The organism is Natronotalea proteinilytica (genome assembly GCF_055379935.1).
Genome location: NZ_AP043947.1, coordinates 2,889,847 through 2,913,243 on the forward strand (window position 1 = coordinate 2,889,847; position 23,397 = coordinate 2,913,243).

Here is a 23,397-nt window from a genome sequence, read left to right on the forward strand (position 1 = left end):
AGACGGGTGGATGCTCATGATTTTACACATCGAACCTGTCGAATCCAATGTTACCAATCCATTAACACAGAAATGTGGGAAACCTGTGTTACAATTGCCCTGTTCGGCGCTAATGGTTTTGGAGCAAGTCGGATTGTGCTTCGCGCAGACTTTGCTCCAAGAACCAGTTCACTTGTTTCATAAAAGGCTTCTGGCCATGTCTTCTGGATCTAGTATCGAATCAGACTCTATGATGGCAGCCGGTGGCTGAGCCCCTCTCTTCGGAGGAATTTTTCACGCTGCGGGCTGCCTCCACCCGCAAACTCTATTGCGTGAACCATGACTACACCTATCCCAACACAGCGACGGGATGACACGCCCGTACGCGACGTTCTCAAGCGTGTCAATCATGAGGCGTTTCCTGCCTCTGTGAAGGACTTTGCCGCATCGCTCTCCTCAACGAACGCCTGGCGGTTTATGCGCTATGCCGACGTTGAAACCGCGGCAGCGGTCTTTCCTCACTTCACCCCCAACATGCAGCGCGTGCTGGCCGAAAACATGTATCCTGACTGGCTGGCTTCGGTGCTTGCGCACTGCACGCCTGCCGATCGTCGGCACATCAAGCGGCATCTGTCGCCGCATGCACGCCGCCTGTTGGAGGCCGCTCGCTCCCCAGACCGCGACACGCGTCGCCCGTCTGTACCTAAGCGAGTTGCATAGCTGATTTCTCCCCCCGGCGATGCGCTGGTTTGTTCTTCCACGAGGAAGGCATGTAGGTGAGGTATGTCTGTACGGCACAGCAGGTCTGCCTGCGTAGGCCCTTTGCAATACAAACGTCTTTGCACATCTCCACGCGCATCGTATCGTTTTTCAATCCCGCAACGCTCCACGGCTTCATGGGCCTCTTGGGCTCTACGGAGTGCCAGGAGATTGCTACAACCATACACGAAAACCTATGTCAGCAAACGACTCAAGCAACACAGCCATTACGCAACAACTGCGTCGGCACCTTGACAATGGAAAAACTCAGTGGGTCCAAGATCTATGTAACGACCTGCACCCTGTTACCCTGGCCGACCACCTCAACGAACTCACGATTGATGAGATTGCCGAGGTGTTCGTCCTGCTCGACCGCACCATGCAGGCCGACACCTTCATGCTCATCAACCCCGAGCACCGGCAAACGCTCATCGATCAACTATCGGTAGAGGTGCTTGCGGAGACGATCACCGTGATGTCGCACGACGACCGGGTGGATCTTGTGCAGGCCATGCCCGCAGACCGAGCAAAGGCCGTTTTGAAGGCCATGTCAGATAGCGAGCGCCAGGATGTGCTGCGCCTTAACGCATACGAAACCGGCACGGTAGGCGCTGTAACGACGACCGACTATATCCGGCTCGACCCAAGCATGCAGGTGGAAGTTGCTATCGAAGACATGCGCACCCACGCCGCCGAGGTAGACACCATCTACTACGGTTATGTGCTCGATGACAACAAGCGCCTGCTAGGTACCGTGTCCATGAAAGACCTTATCATGGCGCGCCCGTCGGATACGCTGACCGACATCATGAAAACAGACATCGTCACCGCGCAGGCCAGTGGCGATGAACTCGACGCCGCCCGCAAACTGGCGCGCTATGATCTCATTGCCCTGCCTGTGTTGGATGACGACGAAGCCATGCTGGGCATCGTCGCTTTCGACGACATCATGGATGTGCTCGAAGAAGAGGCCTCGGAGACGATGTACCGTAAGGCGGGCATTGGCGGGCTCACCCCCTCCGATGAGAAAGACGTCATCTACAGCAAAAAGCTGACGCAAGGACCGATCTCGTATGCCATTCGCCTGCGCGTCTTCTTTCTCTTAATCACGCTGGGCGGCGGATTGCTCGTCGGCGGTGTCATCGATTTCTTTGAAGACACGCTGGCTGCTGTTGTAGCCGCTGCCATCTTTATCCCGGTCATTATGGATATGGGCGGTAACGTAGGCACACAGTCCACCACCATTTTTGCGCGTGGGGTTGCACTCGGACACATTAACATTCGGCGCTTTGGAAAGCAGCTGTTTCGCGAGGTGAAGGTCGGGCTCATCATGGGCGTCCTTCTTGGCACGGTGGGTGGTGCCGTGGCCTACGCCTGGCAGGGGGCTCCCAACGACATCCCCGAGTTGGGCATTGCCGTTGGCATCGCGCTGGCTGTGGTTATCCCACTGGCTACGCTACTTGGCTTCTTGTTGCCCTGGATCCTTGTTAAGTTGGGGTTCGATCACGCTTCCGGGGCCGACCCGTTTATCACCACCATCAAAGACTTCGTGAGCCTCGCGCTCTACTTCACGCTCATTAATGTGCTCATCGGACTGTAAGGTCGGACTGCAAGAATGCACGTCCGCTTTCCCCCACTACAAACACCCTCTACTTGGTTATGACTCGCTTTATGTCCTCCACCCACTTTCGCGCGCTTCTGGTTGCCGTGGTAATCGGTATGATGGGATTCAGCACGACGCCCGTCACAGCGCAAACCGTATCGACCGAAGCCTCGGTGGGCACTCTCTCCGCATTCATTGACCAGGGCGAGCGCATCTCGGCGCGTCCGGTGCTGCAAGCCGAAGGCAGCGTAGGCATTGGCGCCCTCTCCTTTGTCGGATTCGTAAACGTAGACACCCCAATCGACGGACAAGACTTTACGGTGTCTCAGGCTGATGCCGAAGCCATACTGGCGCTTCCCACCAACGCGCTGGACGCCTGAGGTGGGCTACACCTTCACCACCGCACCGTTCACTGATAACGGCACTTTGAACCTCGACCACAGCCACGAGATCTTTGGCGAAGCGGCCTATCCGGGTCTCATTACACCGCGCCTGTTTCTGGTGTACGACGTGTGGGCGGTGAATGCGCTCTACGGCAAGGTGGGCCTGGGCCATGAAATCGAACTGGGCACGCAGCCCGTTGAACTGGAAGGCGTGGTCGGGTTCGACACCGGCTACCTGGATGTGGGCGATGACCTGGTCGTATCCCACATCGGACTCAACGCCTCTACTGCGTTTCCGAGTGGTCTGGCCGAGGTCGAACTTCTCGGAGGCATCCAGTACTCCACCCACTCGGTGTACCAGGCGGTATCGGGCGAAGTGCCGGTATTCCTTGGTGCCCGCCTGAACTGGTGAGGGTTGCGCTCAAACGTAGAACGTCACCTTGGGTCGATGCGTACAGAGCCTTACATGGTTTTGCACGCATCGACTCTTTTTTTTATGTCCGATACATCCAAAGACGCCCCCTCGCGCCGCCAGTTTCTCACACGTAGTGGGGCCGTTGTAGCAGGGGTGGCAGCTGGAGGTGCCGCGTTTGCTGCCCCCTCATCGGCTGCGGCTACCACGCAAACGACGCTCCGATTCGACGGCACCGTCGTGCTTATAACGGGGGCTACCTCCGGCATCGGAGAAGCGACCGCGCGTGCATTTGCCGACGAAGGAGCATCGGTCTTTTTCTGCGGTCGCCGCGAAGACCTGGGCGCAGAAGTAGAAGCCTCCATCCGTGATTCCGGCGGCGAGGCCACGTACATGCAGGCCGATGTGCGCGAAGAAGCCCAGATGGAGGCGTTTGTATCGGCCTGTGTCGATACGTACGGAGCAGTCGATGTAGCTTTCAACAACGCGGGCATCGAAGGCCCCAACGGCGGCTACGACGACATCGCGATGGAGGGTGAAATGGGCTACCACGATTTGATGCGCACCAACGTCGATGGTGTGCTCTACGCCATGCGCCACGAAATCCCCGTCATGGTAGAACAGGGAACGGGCGTGATCATCAACACCGGATCGGTGCTGACGAGTCGCGGCTCCAGTTCGTGGGGCGCGTACGCGGCCTCGAAGCACGCCGTGCACGGGCTGTCGCGCTCAGCGGCCCAGCGCCACGCGGGCGATGGACTCCGCATCCTCACGCTTTCGCCCGGTGCCACCGAGACGGACCTGCTGCGCCGCTTCTATGGCGGTAGCCTCGAAGGGGCCGGCGAAAATCACCCGATGGGTCGCCTCGCCCAACCCGAAGACATCGCAGCGATGGTGCTGCACCTGAGCTCCGAGGGAGCCAACTTCGTGTCGGGGGCCAACATCGAGGTGGATGGCACCTCGACGGCGTAACTACTCGTGTTGTCCTTGCTCAAAACCGCAACGTCACGGTCGTTGCCCCCGGCTCCGACTGCACACTGATAGTGCCGCCGTGCACACGCATGATCTGACGCGCCAGGCTGAGCCCGATGCCAGATCCGTTCTCTTTCGTCGTAAAGAACGGCACGAAAATCTTCTCCCGCACATCAGGCGGAATGCCGGGGCCGTTGTCGGTGACCTGTAGCACCGGACGGCTGCGACGGTCGATGTAGGCAGCCAGGCGGATGCGCGGGGTTGGCTGCTCCTCTACGGCCTGAATTGCGTTGAGAATCAGGTTGATGAGCACCTGTTCAATGAGCTCCGGATCGGCGGTGACGGATAGCGTGTCGGGCTGCACATCAATACTCAGGTCCAGTCCGCGCTCGTTGATGGCGGTGCGGAGCAGGCGCTTTACAGATCCGAACAGGTCGCGCACCGAAAGCAGCTCCAGCGCAGGCGAACGGATGTCGGTAAAGCTGCGATAGGCATCCACAAAATGGATGAGTCCCCGGCTGCGACGCTCAATGGTTTCGGCAGCCTCTTGCACATCCGTGGCGGCTTCGCTGTTTTCGTGGAGCGCAGCACCGTTCGCCTCCAGCCGCCGCTGTACCGTGCCCGCCAGCGACGCGATCGGGGCCACCGAGTTCATGATCTCGTGCGTGAGTACCCGGGTGAGCTGCTGCCATGCCTCCATCTCTTTCTCCTCCAGCTCGTTGCGCAGGTCGTGCAGGGAGGCGATGGCATGCGCCGTGCCCTGCAACTGGAAGCGGCTCACCGACACCGCCACCTGCAAGGGCGGCTGATCGGATAAGGCGATCTCGATCATCTCCGTTTCGCCTGAGCCGAGGGTATGGAGTGCATCGACCAGGCCGAGACTCGTGTCGCGGAGCGTCTCCACCTGACGGACCAGTCCGGTGCCCAGCAGGCGTCGAGCCGCGCGGTTGATGAGATCGATGCGTCCGTCTGCGCGATAGGCAATGAGCGCCACATCCACATGACGCACCACGCGCTCCAGGTACTGCACTTGCTTTTCTTTCTCGGCACGGATGCTTCGAAACGCATCGGTGACGTCCTCGAACGCGTCGCTCAGATCGTCGAAGAGCGGGCCGCGCCCCTCGCTGATGTAGCCCTGCGAGAAGTCGGCGTAGCGTACCGATTCGAGGAAGCGCTTGAGGTCGCACACCACCTTCTCATGATACTGAACCAGCCATGCGCTCTGCACCACGAGCGCCAGTCCGAGCACCAGCGCCGCCCCAATCCATCCCGGCCCGAGTAGAAGATATACCCCGCCCAGGGCGGTTGCAACAAGCGCCGCAACGCGCCAGGCAATTTGAATGCGGTAGCGTCTGTGCATGGGTATTTAAGGGTGGAGGGGTGAAAGGATGGAGGGATGGAAGTGCTGTGTCACACCTGAATGTTAGGGTCCGAAATTGTCATCGCGAGGAAGGAGCCTGCGACTGACGTGGCGATCTCATGCCGTTGAGTGGACGGCTGCATCTGACTTGATAGTATGAGATTGCACCCCAAGAGCACTTCCTCCCTGCGCTCGCAATGACATGGTTGTGGGTTTCTTCCCAGCATGTTTGGACAAATGACCATCACCCCAAGATTGACCTGTGACACGGCAAAGGGGGGCACCCGGAACGGGAATTTGCGGTTCGTTGTCCTAAGCACAACGCCCCTTGTAATTTACGTGCGTGCTCTTCTGAACGTGCTTCACAATGATCAAAAGCTTTGGTTCAAAAACGACGCAAAGGATCTGGCAACGGACGTACACCAAAAAGGTACCAAACGATGTTCAGGAGAGAGGACGAAAGAAGCTGATTTTGATCGATGCCGCCAAAAGCTTGAACGACCTTCGCGTTCCCCCGGCAATCGGCTTGAGAAACTGCGAGGCGACCGTGAGGGGCAACATTCCATTCGTATCAACAACTAATGGCGTATTTGCTTTGTCTGGGATGACGAGGATGCGTACGCTGTCGAAATTGTAGACTATCACTGATTCATCCTTCAACGCAACCCACGTGCACGCTATGGATATGGCCGACCATAAAAAAATCCCGCCTACGCATCCCGGTACGCTCCTGAAAGAGGAGTTTATGGATCCGTTGGGTATTTCGCAAAGTGCGCTGGCCCGTGGACTCGGTGTTGACAAGCGTCGTGTGCATGAAATTGTACACGGGCGTCGGTCCATTACAGCAGATACCGCTGCGCGCCTTGCCACATTTTTCGCGACGTCTGTCGGGTTCTGGTTGAACATGCAGGCCCGGTATGAGACCGACCTGGCCGAAGACCGTCTCGAACGCGTCCGTGAGGAGGTCACACCGTATCGCGTGGAGTAAGTAGACATTTATCATCTGTGAGGGATGGTAGCGAAGGCGCTCACAACCCGTATTTTTCGATGCGGCGGTAGAGCGCTTTACGGGAGATGCCAAGCTCCTGAGCAGCGCGACTGATGTTGCCGCCGTGTTTGCTTAGTGCTTTGCGCACCGCTGCCTGTTCGATCGCGTCGAGGTTCAAGGTGTTCGCGGAGAGATCATCGTTGGGTACTTCCATAGGAGCGGAGAACGTCAGGTCGTCGGGAGTGAGGCGGTCGCCCTCGCTCATGATCACTGCGCGCTCGATCGTGTGACGCAGCTCGCGCACATTGCCGGGCCAGTGGTAGGCCCGGAGTTTCTGCTCGGCGTCAGGGTGGATAGCCATTACATGCGCATCGTACTTCGACGCGAAGGTCGCCCGAAAGTGCTCGGCCAGCACCAAGATATCCGCGCCGCGATCACGCAGCGGTGGGCACTCGATCTCGACCGTGTTGATGCGGTAGAGCAGATCCTGCCGGAAGTCGCCCGCATCCACCATCTCGTACACCGGCTGATTCGTGGCGGACAGCAGCCGAATGTCGATGGGCCGTGGTGTGGTGTCGCCGACGCGCGTCACCTCACGCCGTTGCAGCACAGTCAGGAGCTTAGCCTGCAGGGGCGGCGGGATGTTGCCGATCTCGTCGAGGAAGAGCGTGCCATCCTGCGCCGCCTCAAAGCGTCCGGCCCGGTCGGCCTCGGCTCCGGTGAAAGCGCCTTTCACGTGTCCGAAGAGCTCGCTTTCAAAAAGGGATTCACTGAGTGCACCCAGGTCGGCCGTTATGAAGGGCTTGTCAGATCGGTTGGATCGGCGGTACAAGGCGCGCGCCACCAGTTCCTTGCCCGTGCCGTTCTCGCCGCGAATCAGCACGCTGGCGTCGGTGCCCGCCACCTTTTCGATGGTGCGAAAGACCTGCTGCATTGGGGCGCTCTGTCCGATGATGTCGTCAAAGCGCTGTTCGGGCAGTGCCGTTCTGGTGTCGGAAGCGAGATTGTTATCGGCATCCGAGGCGCTCGCATCCGCCCGGGTGCGTCGTAGCTTGATCGCCGCACGCACCGAGGCCACGAGATCGGCATCGTTCCACGGCTTCACGATGAAGTCCGCCGCGCCCATTTTCATGGAGCGGACGGCCTTTTCGACATCGCCGTAGGCTGTGATCATGATGACGGCGGCTTGGGGATCGATCTGCTGGATGCGGTCGAGCCACGCAAAGCCCTCGCGCCCGCTGGAGGCATCCTGGCTGAAGTTCATGTCGAGCAGCACCACATCGTACGTGTTGTCGCGCAGCAACGCCGGCAGCGCCGACGGGTCGCAGGCGGTGTGCACGGTGCCGACGTGGTCTTTCAGCAGCAGGCGCAGCGCGGTAAGCACATCGCGCTTGTCGTCGACGGCGAGGAGGGTGCTGTCGGTCACGGGACAGGGAAGCAAGTGGGTGCAGAAGGATGCGCGGGCGCATGGTGTTAGGGTACACATCATACGCACCAAAAGCATTCCGAGGATTCGCGTGGGCCCCTCGCGGGCGTGGAGCGCAATGGGGGCGCAGCAGATGTGCGGGTTCGCACATCAGACTGTGCGGAATCGCACGGTGCATCCCGGGAGAACGATGATTTGCACGGCAGAAGGGAGGTGGCGGGCTATGGTACATCCATTGCAATGCTGCTGACCGGTGGTGTTTACCACCTGCCTTCGTATCCCTCTGCACCTGTAATGCGGCTCGTTCATGGCCACTGATGCATCGTCTTCCTCCACCACGACAAACGGATCCGATGCGCCGTCGCCGTTTGCGCCGCAGAGCCGGGGCGAGGGCGTGGATCGCAAGATCGAAAAGCGCTGGATCACGCCGCGCCGCGTGGCGTGGGCGCTCGGGCTGCTGGCGCTGGTTGGGTTGGTCGGATACGCGGCGTGGACGGCCTGGACCGACGGGCAGACGCTGACTGTGGACCGCGATCGCGTAACGATTTCTGCCGTTGAAGAGGCGCCATTTCAAGAGTTTATCAGCATCACCGCGAATGTGGTGCCGGAGCGTACGGTGTATATCGATGCGATGGAGGGCGGGCGTGTGGAGGAGATTTACGTAGAGGAGGGGGCTGCGGTGGAGGAGGGCGAGCCGTTGCTTCGCCTGTCGAACAACGACTTGCGCTTACGGCTGCTAAACAGCGAGGCGCAGTTGGGGGAGCAGCAGAGCCGGATGGAGGAGCTCCGCTTTCAGATGGAGCAAAACCGCCTCAGCCTCCGCCAGCAGATTGCGCAGATGGACTTTGAGATTGGCCGGCTCGAACGAGAGCACGCGCGCAATGAACGCTTGCATGAGCGCGATCTGATTGCTCGTCAGGAGTTTATGGATACGAAAGAGGAGTTGGCCTACCAACAGCGTCGCCGCGAATTGACGCGGGATGCGTTTGTGCAAGATTCACTGGCACAACGCACACGCATCGAGCAGATGGAGCAGTCGGTGGCCAGCATCCGGCAGAACTTCCAGGTGTTGCAAGAGGCGCTTTCGAACCTCACGATTCGCGCCCCCATCAGTGGGCAACTGACGGCGCTGGATGCGGATGTCGGCGCCATCCAGTCCGCCGGTACGCGCTTCGGACAGGTAGATGCCACAGACGGCTTCCGGCTACGGGCGCAGATCGACGAGTTTTACATCGCCCGGGTGGTGCCGGGACAGGCGGCGACGGCTCGTGGGCTGTCGGGGGGCGCGCATGAGCTGGAGGTGGCGCGGGTGTATCCTGAGGTGCGCGACGGACGCTTTGAGATCGACCTGGCGTTTGGCGACGATCCGCCTGAGCAATTGCGCCGCGGGCAATCGGTGCGCGTGCAGCTGGAACTGGGGCAGTCCGAAGAAGCCACACTGCTGGCCCGCGGTGGGTTCTACCAGGACACGGGCGGGCGCTGGGCCTATGTGCTTACCGATGACGATACCGCCGTGCGACAGCCCATCCAGCTCGGACGCCAGAACCCGAACCACTTTGAGGTTCTCAACGGCCTGGCCCCCGGCGACCGCGTCATTACCTCCGGGTATGGTACGTTTGGAGAGGCCGATCGGCTGGTGCTGCGGTAAGTTGTTCGTCGTTTGTTGTTCGTGGTCGATCGCACGCGCTGTTTTTACTCAAACCGACCAATAGAATTGAGATATGCATTTAAGCGAGGAGCGAGTTCTGCAACGAGGGGGCGGAGAGAATCGACCTGTTCCTGTGGAATCAGATCGCGGCGGTAGGCACGGCGGAGCCAGTGCTTGGTTTCGTACAGCGATCCACGGGCGATGCGCACAAATCGCTTGTTGTCACCGGTTGTCCCGCGTCCTACGCCTTCAGCGATATTGGCCCCGATACTGTCCGCCGAGCGCACGAGCTGTTGTCCAATCGTTGACCGAGCAAAGCGCGGCCATTGGTGCACGAGGCCCCACACCTCATCCGCAATGGTTTCCGAAAGTTGATACACCTCCAGTTTCTCGAAATTCGTTCGCGCCATGGCCTCGACAACAATTGAATTGGAAGATACCCATCGGCAAAGGTCTAAAATACAAAAGCAGTTTAACAACTAACAATCCACAACGAACGACAGACAATCACCACACACGCTTTAGTTTTTCTGCTAATCACTGCTCCCTGCGGTCATAAATGCTTTTCAACTACCTGAAAGTCGCCTGGCGGACGCTGTGGCGTCAGAAAACAGCGTCTATCATCAACATCACGGGACTGGCCGTCGGCATGGCGTGTTGCCTGTGGCTGCTGCTCGTGGTGCAGCATGAGTGGGCGTACGACCGATTCCATGACGATGTCGACCAGATCGTGCGCATCAATCAGGAAACCGTGCGGGGCGATGGCTCGGTCGAACAGAGCTCGCTGGTGCCACCGCCGCTCGGCCCCGTGGTCGAGACGACCGTGCCTGAAGTGACTTCAGTCGTTCGGTTGATGCGAAGATCGATGGAGTTCACCCATGAAACCCGCACCGAAGAGCAGCGCGTGCTCTTTGCCGATCCTGCTTTCTTCGACGTGTTTACCGCGCCAACCATCGCCGGTGACCCGAGGGCTGCCCTCCAAGCGCCCGACCGTCTGGTGCTTACCGAATCCGAAGCCGAGCGGCTGTTTAGGGATTCCGAGGCGCTGGGGCAGACGCTTACGATGGGATTCGAACAGGGGACTCGCGAGATGACGGTCGACGCCGTCGTGGAAGATCCGCCTGCTACGACAAGTGTACCGTTTGTCATGCTGGCTTCCATGGAGCAGGTGCAACTCACTATGCCTGAGGGCTTTGCAGGCCAAATCATGGGGACGTGGCAAATGGGATTGGCCCATACCTTCGCCCGGTTGGAAGCAGGCCACGATGCCGAGTCGTTAACCGAATCGCTTCGTCGAATTGCGGAAGATCACGTTGAGGACACGGAATCGCGCACGCTGTGGGCTCAGCCGCTCACAGAGGTGCGTCACTCGCCAGACATTTCGGGCAGTCTGGCCTCCACGAATGATCCCCAGATCATGTATATCTTGGGCGCGATTGCCATTCTCATTTTGCTAATCGCAGCCATCAACTTTGTCACCCTTACCCTTGGCCAGTCCGCGCGCCGATCCCGTGAGGTGGGCGTGCGCAAAGCCCTTGGTGCCACGCATATGCAGCTCGGACAGCAGTTCTGGTGGGAGGCTGTGTTGATCTGTCTGCTGGCCCTTGTGGTGGGACTCGGGGCCGCGTATCTGTTTCGGCCCATGGTGGCCCACCTTATCGACATCCCAATCGAGTTTAGTATAGACGAGTATCCGCTCTTTTGGATTGGTGTGCTCGCCCTCGTATTGGGAGTGGGACTACTGGCTGGCGGATACCCCGCCTGGAGACTCGCTCGAATGGAAGCTGCCAATGTACTTCGGGGAACGCATCAAGTGCGCACACGCAGCATCTTTTCACGCGGGCTGATTGTTGGGCAGTTTGCCGTATCGGTCGGATTCGTGGCCTGTGCCTTCATTATGTCGCAGCAGTTGCAGCACATGATGAACTCCGATCTTGGCTATGCGGATGCGCCACTCGTTACAGCCCAGGTAGATGCCGACCTTGGCGACACGCGTTTCGACGCCTTCCAGAGCGAAGCCACGCGCCATCCGGCGATTCATTCTGTAGCGGGATCGTGGACAACCTTTGGTACGCCGGGCAATCGGGTGGAGCTTGAGCGACGCACCGGAGATGTCGTCACTGGTCACTACAACCAGGTGACGCCGAACTATGCCACCGTACTGGGGCTCGATGTGGTTGAGGGGCGGTCGTTCGACGAGAACGGCACCACGCGCGGTCTGCTGGTGAATGAACAACTCGTTCGTGCGTTGGGCCTCGATACCCCCGTTGGAGAAACCCTGACGGTGCACGACGCCAATCCGATGACCGCCCCCCTTGGCGAAATGCCGATTCTTGGGGTGGTGGCTGACTTTCACGTCACGGGATTGGATGAAGAGATCCCCCCACTGATCCTCATCCCGCACGAAGAGATCCCCTTTGGCGTGCAGAGCTACACCGCCCAGCTAGATCCCACCCAAACGCAGGAGGGACTTGCGGCCTTGAGTGCAGCGTGGGCAGATGTTTTCCCCGACCAGCCACTTGACTATACATTTCTTCAGGACCGGGTCGCCGAACAGTACGAAACGGAGGCGCGGTGGAGCACCCTAATTGGATATGCGGCCCTGCTTGTGCTTCTGATCGCTTGCTTCGGGGTTTTTGGCATTGCCGCACTGGAAGTCGCCAAGCGCCGACCGGAGATTGGCATTCGCAAAGTGCTCGGAGCTTCAGCCCCCTCGCTCGTGGCGCACCTCTCGAAAGACATCGTGCTGCTTGTCGCGCTGGGTGCGCTGCTGGCTATCCCGTTGGCCTACATAGCCATGAGTCGCTGGCTGGAGCACTTTGCCTACCGCATCGAGCCGGCCTGGTGGATGTTCGTGGCTGCCGGGGGCGTCGCACTTCTTGTCGCTTTCGCCACAGCCTCGTATCACACACTACGCGCTGCCTGGATGGACCCAACGCAGGCGATCCGACAGGAGTAGCGCTCTTCTCTGATTACTTATTAAATAGCCGACAAAAGAATCTTTGCGTATGTCATTGCGAGGAGCCCCAGCGATGCGGCGCTGTGAGCGTGGCGAGGAAGTGCCTTTAGGGTGCAATCTTGTGCCTTATATCCAGGATAAGCCGCTCCGAATGACGCATGAGATCGCCGCGTCGGTCGCAGGCTCCCTCCTTGCGATGACAAGGTGTAAAGGTATTTTAGCCGACTTACTTAATCCTCACACATGCATCGAAGCCATGATCAAAACCGAAAACCTTCAAAAAGCCTACCGCACCGACGAAGTCGAAACCATCGCCCTCGCGGGCGTCGACCTGTCGATCGAGAACGGCGAGTTTGTATCCGTAATGGGCCCCTCCGGATGTGGCAAGTCTACACTGCTCAACCTGCTGGGCCTGCTCGACACCCCGACCGACGGCAGCTATCAGTTCGATGGCGAGGATGTCAGCGATCTCTCCGAACGGAAGCGCGCCAAGCGCCGGAAAGGGGCCATTGGCTTTGTCTTTCAGAGCTTTAACCTGATCGACGAGCTCACGGTCTACGAAAACGTGGAGCTGCCCCTCCTCTACCTGAACACCCCATCGGGCGAGCGGCACGACCTGGTGGAGCAGGCGCTCGATCGCGTGCAGATTGCGCACCGGCGCGATCACTTCCCGCAGCAGCTCTCGGGCGGACAACAGCAGCGCGTAGCCGTGGCCCGAGCCGTGGTGGCACGCCCCCGACTCATCCTGGCTGACGAGCCCACCGGCAACCTCGATTCCACCAACGGCGCCCAGATCATGGACCTGCTGGCCGAACTCCACGAGGCCGGTACCACCATCGTGATGGTCACCCACTCACCCGCCGATGCCGAATACAGCAACCGCATCATCCACCTGTTCGATGGGAAGGTCGTCTCCGAGCACTTCATCGAGCAGGCGTACGCAGCGATTCCGAGCAATTAATGACAATGAATAATGCGTAATGAGCAATGAGTAATTCTGTGAAAGGAAAGAGCACGTCTCAAACGCGGAATGTGGTGCAGGAGAAATCGTACGCCTTTGCCGTCCGCATCGTACGGATGTACCAGCACCTTTCCTCGGAAAAGAGGGAGTTCGTCCTTTCGAAGCAGGTGCTTCGGAGTGGCACCTCTGTCGGGGCCAACGTGGAGGAAGCGATTGGCGGTCTCTCAAAAAAGGACTTTGCGGCGCGCATGGGTATTGCCTACAAAGAAGCCCGAGAGACCAGCTACTGGCTTCGCCTGCTTAACGATAGCGGGTATATCGACGATGCCGCGTTTGCCTCGATGCACAACGACTGCGAGGAACTGCTCAAGCTGCTCTACACCATCGTCCAAAGCGCCAAACCCAACGACTGAGCCCTATTCCTCATTCCTAATTGAACATTCCCCATTGCTGCCCATGCTTCGTAACTACCTCACGATCGCCTGGCGCACCCTGCGCCGTGAAAAGGGATATGCGGCCATCAACCTCATTGGGCTGGCGGTTGGCCTTGCCGCGTGTCTGCTGATCGGGCTGTTTATCCATCATGAGTGGTCCTACGATCGCTTCCATGATAACGTGGACGACCTCTACCGCGTGGTGCGCGCGGACGACGCTCCGGGGCCAGACGTCGATTCTGCTGTGGAAGGGGTAGCCAGCCTGCCTCCAGGTGTAGCGCATGCTGTGGAGCAGCATGTACCAGGCATTGCACAGGTCACCAATGTGTTTAGGCGTAGTAGCGATGAACTTTTTGTCATGGACGATGCGTCACATCTCTTGAGCAACATCTATCAAGCAGATAGCACCTTTTTCCAGGTGTTCTCCTTTGACCTGCTGAAGGGCGACCCCGAAACTGTCCTGGCCAGTCCTGGACAAATCGTCCTGACAGAATCGCTTGCCGGGCAGTTGTTTGGGGATGCGGAGCCCGTCGGAAAGACGCTGACCTATGTTTCTGAACGGCAGGATATGCGCACCGACTACACGGTATCGGGCGTGATGGAAGATGCGCCATCCAACTCGTCCATCCAACCGCGGGCCGTGTTATCGCTCTCCCCCTCGCAGCGCGATCAGCGGCTCCGTTCAACGATTGACTGGGACTTCTTTATTGGGGGAGGCTACGTCTTTGTGCAACTCGCGGACAACGTTGATCCATCCACGGTGCAGCGCACCCTGACCGATATTGGCAATGCAGAGGAAGGGCAGCATCTGGCTCTTCATGCCCTCACGGACCTGCGCCTCCGTTCAAATCTTGGAAACGAAATCGCACCCACGGCCCGCATACAGCGGATCTATCTCTTTGGAGCTATCGGGCTCGTTCTGTTGCTGATTGCTATCGTTAACTACGTGAATCTGTCTACTGCCCGCTCGGCCCGTCGGACCCGCGAGGTAGGCGTGCGAAAAAGCATGGGTGCGCATCGCACGCAGATCGGCGGGCAGGTTCTGGTTGAGGCGGTGCTGGTGGCTGTGTGTGCTCTGCCGCTTACGGTGCTCGTCGCGCAGGGCGCACTCCCACTCATTGAGCACCTTACGGGCGAGACGCTTACGCTGGAGCCGGTGTGGACGCCCACGGGCGGATTGATTCTAACAGCCAGCGTGCTGTGTGTGGGCATGCTCGCTGGTATGTATCCGGCATGGTCGTTCTCGCGTGCGAACCCGATCCATGCGCTTGGAGGATCCAGCGGTTCGTCCGTTAAGGGACTCCGATTGCGGCAGGGACTGGTGGTCTTTCAGTTTGCGGCGTCCATCGTGCTGATGGTCAGCACGATCCTGGTGTACCAACAGATGCAGTATGTGACCGATCAGCATCTGGGCTTCGACCACGAGCAGGTCGTTACGTTTTCTACCGGGCCGATGGAGACCAACTACGCTGCATTCAAAACGCAATTGGATGATGACACGCGGGTGCAGGCAGTAACCTCCGGGCCACCTCCTGGTCTCTCACGCAGAAATATGACCACTACTATAGAAGACCCTGAATCAGGGGACACCAACCGGCTCAACATCCTGTTTGCAGATTACGACTACCCTGAAACCATAGGCCTTTCGGTTCGTGCCGGGCAGTCATTTTCACAGGACCGGGGGACCGAGAATGAGGTGCTTCTCACGGAGTCGGCTGTTGCGTTGCTTGATCTGCCTTCGGATCCGACAGGAGAAACTGTCCCCTTGGCCGATGAAACACATCGTGTTATTGGGGTGGTAGAGGACTTTCACAACGCGTCGTTTCGTTCCGAAATTGAGCCGGTGGCCATTATGCTCCGGCCTGGCAATAATTGGACAGGGATGGCCCGCCTATCCCCCGGACGTACATCAGAGGGGCTGGCAGCGCTGGAATCCGCCTGGAGCACGGTGCTCCCCGAACGGCCCTTTACGTATCGCTTCCTGGATGATCGCATCGAAGCACAGTATCGAAGCGATGAGCGGACCGCCCAACTCTTTGCCATCTTTGCACTGCTGGCCATACTTATTGGCTGCCTGGGCTTATTCGCGCTTGCCGCCTACGCCGCCCAGCAACGCACCAAAGAGATCGGGATCCGCAAGGTGCTGGGCGCCACGGCACAGTTGGTGGTGGCGCTGCTGTCGAAGGATTTCCTGAAGCTGGTGCTGCTTGGCTTCGTGATCGCCGTCCCCGTGGCGTACTTGGTGATGCAACGCTGGCTGCAGGACTTCGCCTACCGCATCGACATTGGGGTGCTGTCGTTCCTGCTGACCGCCGTGCTCGTGACGTTCATCGCCGCCGCTACCGTCAGCTACCACGCCCTCCGCGCCGCCTGGACCGACCCGGCGGTGGCGCTGCGGGATGAGTGAGCAACTCCCTTCGTTTGGCTCGAAGGCCCTTGCACCATGCAACCCCGCCCCGGCTTAACGAATACATCTATGCAGCCGCTGGTTTTTCTTATTTGCTTTGCCTGCTATGCGACTTTCTGCCGATGAACGTGAGGCTCGCCGTGCCATTGATACCTGGTCGCAGCGCAATGGATCGCCGGTAGCCCAGCTGTTCAACTGGGCCATGCAGCCGGTTGATTGGGTGGTGGAGCGCAGCGTATCTCCCGATATGCTCGACCGCGCCGAAACCGTGACGGCCGATGCCCTCGCCCAGCTTAGCGACATGTCGGCACGTACGGGCGTCCTCAACACCGTGTTGTCGGATGCACACGAGCAGGGAATAGATGTTGACGAGGTAGAAGCCCTTCGCGAGGAACCGCTCGACACCCTTGACGCGCTTGCCCGCAAACGGATGCAGCAAAACGCACTGATTGCTGCACTGGAAGGCGGCGGCACCGGGTTGGGCGGAGCCGCGCTGATCCTGGCCGACATCCCTCTGCTGTTTACGATCAACTTTCGCGTGATCCAAACGATCAGCGCCTGCTACGGCTTCCCAATGCACGATCCCACCTACCGTCCGCTGGTGATGGCCATGTTCACAGCGGCGGCGTCTGGGAGCCGTGCGGCTCGGTCGGATGCGCTGCGTGAGGCCAGTGTGGCTGCCGCTGCGCTGGTGCACGACCATCCATACTCCGGACGACGCACCGGCACCTTTCACGAACAAAACCGGCACGTGCCGCGCGAAATCGCCAAGGCCCTGATTCGCCGCAAAGTCGGCCAACTCATCCCGCTGGCGGGGGCCGCTGTGGGGGCGGGCGTCAACTACTGGTTCACCAAATCAACTGCCGAAACAGCCTTCATGTGCAGCCGCGCGCTGTACCTGGACTGGAAAGAGCGCCGCCGCTAAGTGATAGCTCCTGAACGCCGCAGCTTCAACGGTCTCTAAACCGGGTCAATGCGATTCATGTATCGGGGCAGCGTGACGATGAACGTGGTGCCTTCGCCTTTGGTCGAGTCGACGGTGATGGTGCCATTCATCAAATTCACCAGGCGCTTGGTAATCGTAAGCCCAAGCCCGCTCCCCTCGTACACGCGTCCGCTGCCGGTGGACTCTTGCTTAAAGGCGTCGAAAAGGTGAGGGAGGAACGCCTCCTCAATCCCAACACCTGTATCGGCCACCTCAACCGTCAGTGTTTTCGGTGTGGCCTCTAGCCGTACGGTAACGGTGCCTCCTTCCGGGGTGAACTTCACCGCGTTGTTGAGCAGGTTCATGAGCACGCGCTGCAAAGCCTGGGGGTCGAGCTTGGCCTCCACCGTTTCGGAAGGCGCCTGCACATCCACCGTAACGTTCGATTCGTTGGCATAGGCTGCAACCTCATGCACCATGTCGTGCATCCAGCCGTTTACGCTAAGCGTAGTCGGCTGCAGATCCATGGCCTCGGCCTCCAACTGCGAAAGGTCGAGCACCGAGTTTAGCATACTCAAAAGCCGCCGTCCAGACCGCCGAATGAGATTGCTGAATCGATCGGCAGGGCCGTCCAAATCCATATCACCCAGCACCTCTGCAAACCCGATGATTGCGGTGAGAGGGGTGCGAATTTCATGGCTCATGTTGGCCAGGAAGGCTGACTTGAGCCGATTCATCTCTTCCGCCTCATTTTTGGCAGCGATGAGTTCTTGCTCGGTATGTTTTCGTTCGGTGACATCGAGCAGCACGCCGTTGAACACATGTTCGCTGGGGCGTTCTTCGGGCATAGCCACACCACGCAACCAGATGGTTTTACCCGTGGGTTTTTCAAATGGCATCTCATACTCCCATCGGGTATGATCCTGGAGGGCCTTCTGAATGGAGGCATGAAAATCGGAACGATGTTCTTTGGGGATGCGCTGCACAAACCAGTCAAACGCATCGCTACGGCGGTTCAAGCGCGCCCCAAACAATGTCTCCGCATAGCGGCTAATGAAATCAACCGTGTACGTGGGTGATTCGGAGTGAGGGGCCTGCACGTGTAAGCAAAATACAGCCCCGGGAATGCTATCGGTCACACCGCGAAACCGCCGCTCCCGCTTGCGCAGCTTTTGATACGCCTGCCGTCGTTTGGTAATGTCTTGCACGGCGCCCCCCAACTTTAGAATGGCATCGTCTTCGTGCTCAATGACCCCGCCGACTGTACGAATCCAGCGGGTCGTCCCTGTGGCCGTGCGAATGGGGAGTTCCACATCGTAGGGCGTGCCGTCGTGCAGGCACTTTGTAAGCATTTCTTGGATTTGATCGCGCGCTTCAGGGGGATAGAACGAGAGGGCGTCGTCTGGCGTGATGGGCGTATCCGGCGGCAGGTCATGGATCCGATAGACCTCCTCGCTCCAGGTGAGTGTGCCCGTGCGGCGGTCGAGCGTCCAGCCCCCGGCCAATCGCTGGGTTTGTGCCAACAGGTTGCGCTGGCGCCGCAACGCGGTATCGCGACGATGTTGCTTGGTTACATCACGCTGCACAGCTACCCAATGCGTAATAACGCCGTTGCTATCGCGTACCGGATCCATGTTCCAGTGTACAACAAACGGCCTGCCGTCGTGACGGTGATGTGTGATGCGCCCACTCCAGGACTCACCGGCTTGCATGTGAACATAGGCGGTTTCGAGCACATCAGACTCGGTGTCGGGTCCGTGAAGCAACTGGAGGTCGGCCCCCGTAAGGGCTTGCCTGCTGTATCCCGTAAGCGCCTCGCAGGCCCTGTTCGCATACATAATCGTAGTCGGAAGCGACTCAACCGGGTGCGCCTCAAAAATGAGCACCGCCTCGTTTGACTGCTTCAGCGCACGAGCAAGCAACGTCTGCTCGGCTTCAGACTGCTTTTTCCCCGTTATGTTGACGAAGTAGACGGTAAGGCCTCCCTCGGAGGGATGTGCATCGATTTCGAACCATTGGTCAAGAGAAGCCTGGTAAAATGAGAAAGCAACGCGCCGTTGCGTGCGCATCGCCTCATGGAGTTTTTGATACAGCAGCGAATCTTTAGCCTCCGGAAACAGCGTCCAGATGCACGCGCCCAGCATTGATGTGCGAGCGCTTTCGAGCCATGTGGCCGCCTGCTCGTTCACATACGTAAAGCGCCACTCGGTATCTAGCGCATACACCCCGTTTCGGATTCGCTTCAGCAGATTGCTGGCATGCGCGTGCTGCTTTAATTCCAGCGTCTGCATGGCTATCTCCCCCAGCCGATGCACGGTAGACAGGACATCGGGCATGGCCATACGCGGCACTGGATCGGCTGCAGCGAGCGTACCAACCGGATATCCATCCGCAGTACGCAATGGCACGCCCACGTAGAAACCTAGCAGCGTACCCCCATCGATAAAGGGATGAGCAAGCTGCTTTTTCTTGGGGTCAGTCTGCTGTACTACAACGCCGTCTTCTGATTTCAATGTGGACATTCCAATGGCCTTTTCGAGAGGCACTGCGTGTCCAGCACCTTCTGGAACACCATACACCGACTTGAACCACTGTTGGGTATCATCCACAAAGCTTAGCCAGGCTAACGGTGTGTCAACGGTATGCGCAACCAGTTCAGTAATTCGGTCGAACGCCGTTTCGGGCGGAGTGCCGAGAATGCGATAGCGCTGCAATGCCGCTACCCGATCCGGAGTATGAAGCGAATCCTTCGTGTGAGGCATAACCGGGATATGCTGGAAGGCAGTATAATGCGAAGGGCTAGTGCTGTGTCACACCTGAATGTTAGGGGCCATCGCGAGGAGAGTGCTCTGCGACTGACGCGGCGCTGTGAGCGCTAGCGAACAAGTACTCTTGGGGTGCGATCTCATGCCGTTGATTGGGCGGCTGCATCCAGTCTGATAGCATGAGATTGCCGCGTCGCTGGCGCTCCTCGCAATGACATGCTCAAAGATCCTTTTGTGGGTCCACTTAAGTAACGGCATGTGCAGGTTTCTTTTTTACGGTAGCGGTTCAATGTTAAATGATTGCCTGTGGTTTACATCATCGCAATCTGCTCAAACCCCCTCTGTCTGCCGACATCTTCCCCTTGGCCAAGGGGGAGAAACCCGTAGGGAGAGGGGGTTCGAAGAAGAGAGAGCTGCTGCATTCAATTGCTTTATCATTTAGCGTCTATCCACTACCTTTTTTTCGTTGCTGATGGCCTTGTAGCAGAATACGCCGTCCTGACCTCCCCCATTCTCTTACGCTGTTCGGTGTTTCCCCCTTCGCGAAGGGGGAAATGTCGCGTAGCGACAAAGGGGGATGGGCGTCCACAAAGATAACGGAAAACTTGCACACCGCGTTAAGTAAGATCAGGGACCAACTTGGGGTTTCGAATCTAAATTCCTCCCAGGTTTTTCGGGAGAGAGAAAGGGCCTGGGTGGCCGTTTCCAGCGAATGCGTAGCGATTTTCCCCACTCCGAACTCTGTCGGCGCGCTTCGGTCGAACCGGCGGTATACCCCAAAACGCTGTCTGACTTTACTTATTACTGTGTCACACCTGAATCTTAGGGTACGGAGACCGTGCCAAACTCCGTGTCTCAACACCCTCCAAAAAAACCTGTCATGGTGAGCACGCGACGGGCTCAGCCCGGAGCACGTCGAACCATCTCCCCGACGCTCAGCAGGCTCTGATCGAGCGGCCCTGCTCATTTCGGGGGAGATCTTTATTCGCTACGCTCATCAGTCGCTACGCTCATCAGTCGCTACGCTCAAGATGACATCATTTAAAGGAGTGCGGTGCAACCCAAACTTTGACCTGTGACAGAGCACTATACCCACCAACAATCAAAGATTAAGGCCTTGTGCGGCTCTATACTTTAACAGCGCATGAAGGATTCGTGGTGTAATCGTTTAAGAAGAGAACATGCCCAAAGAGAAGCTGCCCAAGATGCCGTAACGCAACGTACCGCCCTCCAACATAGGGACCCACTTGTTTCATAGATCTGCATTCAACTATGGCCACATTGCAACACGCTCGCGCATTTACCACGAACTCCTTGCAAGAAACGCTTGCCACCGCCGACACGCCGGTGGTTGTAGACTTTTGGGCTCCCCGGTGTCGCGCCTGTCAACAAACCATACAGACGGTAGACGACTTGGCATGCCGCATTCGTCCAGACGGGGTGGTGGGCACCTTCAACGTAACCGAGGACCCCGAAACCGCAAAGGGATTCGGGGTCGAATCCGTGCCTACACTGCTTGTCTTTCGAGCGGGTACCGTCGATGCTGCGCTGGAGGGCAAGGCTCAGATCAACGACTTTCTAGATCGCATTGATGCTGAAGTCTTCTTTGGTACCCCGCCCTCATGCAGCACCTGAACGTCTGTCCTCTGACGCGCACAGTGCCGGCTTACTCTCCATAGCTGGCAACAACCCGGGTGGCGCCATCAGAGGTGAACGACAGCACGTCGTACGGATCGAGTTGGTCGCCGCGCTCCATACCGGGTGACCCCACAGGCATGCCCGGTACGGTGAGGCCCTGAATACCCTCTGGCGCGTTGTGAAGCAACGCCTTGATATCATCGGCGGGCACGTGGCCTTCGATCACGTAATCCCCAACAATGGCCGTGTGGCACGAGCCGAGTTGCTGCGGTACACCCGCTTGTTGCTTTACGTTGCCCATGTCATTGCGAAACTCGGCCTCCACCTCAAAACCGTTTTCTTCGAGGTGATCGATCCAGTCGAAGCAGCATCCGCAGTCTGGATCTTGGTAGACCATCACAGGCGGTAGGTCATCGGAAGCTGACATAACACCGAATTGCGAAAGGGCAAACATTGTAACAGCCGCCAGCACCATGCCAGCAACCAATCCCTTGAGAATAGGACCCGCAGAAAGATTCTTGAACATAGCAGCAATAGAACTACAACACGAAGCGAAATTGGGAGAGCCTATACCGATGGCGTGGGCTGAGGCTCCTTCGTTCTCGAAACCCTGATATATCCCTGTCGTTAAGAAGGCTTGCAAATACAAGTAACAACAACTCTCTTCGTGTCGCACACCACTCGCACCCACCGGCTTGGAACGCTGCTTACGATGGCCGCGCTGCTCTTAAGCAGTCTGGCGCCCATCGCACAGCACGTGTGTGCTCAGATGATGCAGCAGGGCAGCATGACTTCAATGCTGGTGTGCTGCTGCCCAACCGATAGCGGTGAGACAGAAGACACGCATGATGCTCATGATGCCGCCCCCTGCCCCGATCACGCTCCTGAACCGTCTGATGTGTTCTTATCAGGAGAGACGTGCTGCGACATCGAAATGCAGCAGGCCGCAAGCGAAGCGGTGCATCCGCGTGCTACCCTGGCGCATGACATACAGATAGCCCCAGCGGCGGCGCACGTCCTGCCCACGCTGGACGTGAAAGACGCAGTGATCGGCCCGCTTTCCGATCGTGCGCCCCCAGTCACGGCGCTGCAATCGCTGGTTATCCGCAACAGTTCATTTCTGATATAGCAATCGCGTAGCACGGTCCTGTGTCACTCCTGTGCCGGTGTAAGCCGGACGTATCCGGTGCACGCAAGCCGTTCGTATTTGGAGGGGCCCTCACGCGCTTCTCCCCCTGTCTTTTTACGCTACGCTCCTGTTTTCTCTACGATTGCTATGTTTACCCGCACCCTTTCCCCTGTTGTTATCCTGTTGATGGCGCTAATGCTCGCCGCCTGCGGATCCGACAGCACCAGCCCCGACGACCCAGCTCAGCCTGAAACGCAAAACGACATGCCCACCGTGGAGATTGACGTGCACGACGATGGGTACGCTCCAGCTCATATTCAACTCACTGCCAACGAAACCACCCGCCTTATCTTCACACGCAAAGGCGAGTCGCCCTGCATCGAAAAAGTCACGATCCCCGACCTGGGCGTGGATCCAGTCGATCTCCCCATGAACCAGCCCGTCGCCATTGAGGTGACGCCTGAATCGGACGGTGAGTTTGCCTTTACGTGCGGCATGGACATGGTCGGCGGTACGCTGATGGTTCAGTCGTAATCCCGCTCGGTGCGTGGACCCAACAGATTCCCCCGCTGGGAGCTGCGCCTCTTACGCTGTTACACCTGAATGATCGAGTTTTGACGGGTGTTTTCTCCTCCATCCTAACCTTCCT

At 58.4% G+C, this 23,397-nt stretch carries 20 protein-coding genes and 1 pseudogene; 16 read left to right on the plus strand and 5 right to left on the minus strand.

The annotated features are described in order from the left end of the window. The first annotated feature begins 318 nt into the window (after nucleotides 1-318). From ACZ5AL_RS11525 to ACZ5AL_RS11545, 5 genes are all read left to right on the plus strand, one after another. Complete coding sequence (locus ACZ5AL_RS11525) at nucleotides 319-699, plus strand: magnesium transporter MgtE N-terminal domain-containing protein (RefSeq protein WP_464510522.1); 381 nt, start codon at nucleotides 319-321, stop codon at nucleotides 697-699. A 235-nt stretch (nucleotides 700-934) separates the two neighbouring features. Next, the gene (mgtE, locus tag ACZ5AL_RS11530; protein ID WP_464510523.1) at nucleotides 935-2,338 is read left to right on the plus strand and encodes a magnesium transporter; all 1,404 of its coding nucleotides are present in this window, start codon (nucleotides 935-937) and stop codon (nucleotides 2,336-2,338) included. 59 nt (nucleotides 2,339-2,397) lie between these two features. Then, entirely contained in the window at nucleotides 2,398-2,721 is a 324-nt protein-coding gene (locus ACZ5AL_RS11535; protein ID WP_464510525.1) for a hypothetical protein, read from the plus strand. Further along, the gene (locus tag ACZ5AL_RS11540; protein ID WP_464510526.1) at nucleotides 2,675-3,136 is read left to right on the plus strand and encodes a hypothetical protein; all 462 of its coding nucleotides are present in this window, start codon (nucleotides 2,675-2,677) and stop codon (nucleotides 3,134-3,136) included. Before ACZ5AL_RS11535 ends, ACZ5AL_RS11540 begins: the two co-directional genes overlap by 47 nt. Nucleotides 3,137-3,220: 84 nt before the next feature. Next, nucleotides 3,221-4,108, plus strand: a complete 888-nt coding sequence (locus ACZ5AL_RS11545; RefSeq protein WP_464510527.1) for an SDR family NAD(P)-dependent oxidoreductase — start codon at nucleotides 3,221-3,223, stop codon at nucleotides 4,106-4,108. 19 nt (nucleotides 4,109-4,127) lie between these two features. Here ACZ5AL_RS11545 and ACZ5AL_RS11550 read toward each other — a convergent pair whose 3' ends face one another. Continuing rightward, nucleotides 4,128-5,468, minus strand: a complete 1,341-nt coding sequence (locus tag ACZ5AL_RS11550; RefSeq protein ID WP_464510529.1) for a sensor histidine kinase — start codon at nucleotides 5,466-5,468, stop codon at nucleotides 4,128-4,130. Between the two features lie 367 nt (nucleotides 5,469-5,835). Here ACZ5AL_RS11550 and ACZ5AL_RS11555 point away from each other — a divergent pair. Both ACZ5AL_RS11555 and ACZ5AL_RS11560 read left to right on the plus strand, forming a co-directional pair. After that, nucleotides 5,836-6,116 (plus strand): annotated as a pseudogene (locus ACZ5AL_RS11555) (type II toxin-antitoxin system RelE/ParE family toxin). Nucleotides 6,117-6,153: 37 nt separating this feature from the next. Further along, a complete protein-coding gene (locus tag ACZ5AL_RS11560; protein ID WP_464510530.1) occupies nucleotides 6,154-6,456 on the plus strand; it encodes a HigA family addiction module antitoxin in 303 nt (100 codons plus the stop codon). A gap of 40 nt (nucleotides 6,457-6,496) precedes the next feature. On the opposite strand, the gene ACZ5AL_RS11565 is transcribed toward ACZ5AL_RS11560, so the two are convergent. Further along, nucleotides 6,497-7,897, minus strand: coding sequence for a sigma-54-dependent transcriptional regulator (locus ACZ5AL_RS11565; RefSeq protein WP_464510531.1), 1,401 nt, complete (start codon nucleotides 7,895-7,897; stop codon nucleotides 6,497-6,499). A gap of 292 nt (nucleotides 7,898-8,189) precedes the next feature. Between ACZ5AL_RS11565 and ACZ5AL_RS11570 the strand changes: the two genes are divergently transcribed. Further along, nucleotides 8,190-9,530 (plus strand): efflux RND transporter periplasmic adaptor subunit, encoded by a 1,341-nt coding sequence (locus ACZ5AL_RS11570; protein WP_464510533.1) that lies wholly within the window; start codon nucleotides 8,190-8,192, stop codon nucleotides 9,528-9,530. Nucleotides 9,531-9,574: 44 nt separating this feature from the next. Here the strand turns inward: ACZ5AL_RS11570 and ACZ5AL_RS11575 are convergent, their stop codons facing one another. Next, on the minus strand, nucleotides 9,575-9,940 hold the full coding sequence (locus ACZ5AL_RS11575; RefSeq protein WP_464510534.1) for a four helix bundle protein: 366 nt from the start codon (nucleotides 9,938-9,940) through the stop codon (nucleotides 9,575-9,577). A 149-nt stretch (nucleotides 9,941-10,089) separates the two neighbouring features. On the opposite strand from ACZ5AL_RS11575, the gene ACZ5AL_RS11580 reads away from it, so the two are divergent. From ACZ5AL_RS11580 to ACZ5AL_RS11600, 5 genes are all read left to right on the plus strand, one after another. Further along, the gene (locus tag ACZ5AL_RS11580) at nucleotides 10,090-12,489 is read left to right on the plus strand and encodes an ABC transporter permease (protein ID WP_464510535.1); all 2,400 of its coding nucleotides are present in this window, start codon (nucleotides 10,090-10,092) and stop codon (nucleotides 12,487-12,489) included. 256 nt (nucleotides 12,490-12,745) lie between these two features. Then, nucleotides 12,746-13,450 carry an ABC transporter ATP-binding protein gene (locus ACZ5AL_RS11585; protein WP_464510537.1) on the plus strand — a complete coding sequence of 235 codons (705 nt, stop codon included), beginning with the start codon at nucleotides 12,746-12,748 and terminating at the stop codon, nucleotides 13,448-13,450. Nucleotides 13,451-13,476: 26 nt separating this feature from the next. Continuing rightward, nucleotides 13,477-13,863, plus strand: a complete 387-nt coding sequence (locus ACZ5AL_RS11590) for a four helix bundle protein (protein ID WP_464510538.1) — start codon at nucleotides 13,477-13,479, stop codon at nucleotides 13,861-13,863. Nucleotides 13,864-13,906: 43 nt separating this feature from the next. Continuing rightward, nucleotides 13,907-16,291, plus strand: coding sequence for an ABC transporter permease (locus ACZ5AL_RS11595; protein ID WP_464510539.1), 2,385 nt, complete (start codon nucleotides 13,907-13,909; stop codon nucleotides 16,289-16,291). Between the two features lie 106 nt (nucleotides 16,292-16,397). After that, nucleotides 16,398-17,216, plus strand: a complete 819-nt coding sequence (locus tag ACZ5AL_RS11600; RefSeq protein WP_464510540.1) for an EcsC family protein — start codon at nucleotides 16,398-16,400, stop codon at nucleotides 17,214-17,216. A gap of 35 nt (nucleotides 17,217-17,251) precedes the next feature. On the opposite strand, the gene ACZ5AL_RS11605 is transcribed toward ACZ5AL_RS11600, so the two are convergent. Next, complete coding sequence (locus ACZ5AL_RS11605) at nucleotides 17,252-19,978, minus strand: sensor histidine kinase (protein ID WP_464510542.1); 2,727 nt, start codon at nucleotides 19,976-19,978, stop codon at nucleotides 17,252-17,254. Between the two features lie 1,275 nt (nucleotides 19,979-21,253). Between ACZ5AL_RS11605 and ACZ5AL_RS11610 the strand changes: the two genes are divergently transcribed. Further along, the gene (locus ACZ5AL_RS11610; protein WP_464510543.1) at nucleotides 21,254-21,616 is read left to right on the plus strand and encodes a thioredoxin family protein; all 363 of its coding nucleotides are present in this window, start codon (nucleotides 21,254-21,256) and stop codon (nucleotides 21,614-21,616) included. 31 nt (nucleotides 21,617-21,647) lie between these two features. Here ACZ5AL_RS11610 and ACZ5AL_RS11615 read toward each other — a convergent pair whose 3' ends face one another. Further along, nucleotides 21,648-22,046 carry a DUF411 domain-containing protein gene (locus ACZ5AL_RS11615; protein ID WP_464510544.1) on the minus strand — a complete coding sequence of 133 codons (399 nt, stop codon included), beginning with the start codon at nucleotides 22,044-22,046 and terminating at the stop codon, nucleotides 21,648-21,650. Nucleotides 22,047-22,286: 240 nt separating this feature from the next. Here ACZ5AL_RS11615 and ACZ5AL_RS11620 point away from each other — a divergent pair, with 240 nt between their 5' ends. Further along, the gene (locus ACZ5AL_RS11620; RefSeq protein ID WP_464510546.1) at nucleotides 22,287-22,748 is read left to right on the plus strand and encodes a hypothetical protein; all 462 of its coding nucleotides are present in this window, start codon (nucleotides 22,287-22,289) and stop codon (nucleotides 22,746-22,748) included. Nucleotides 22,749-22,895: 147 nt separating this feature from the next. After that, nucleotides 22,896-23,282 carry a cupredoxin domain-containing protein gene (locus ACZ5AL_RS11625; protein ID WP_464510547.1) on the plus strand — a complete coding sequence of 129 codons (387 nt, stop codon included), beginning with the start codon at nucleotides 22,896-22,898 and terminating at the stop codon, nucleotides 23,280-23,282. Nucleotides 23,283-23,397 lie beyond the last annotated feature (115 nt).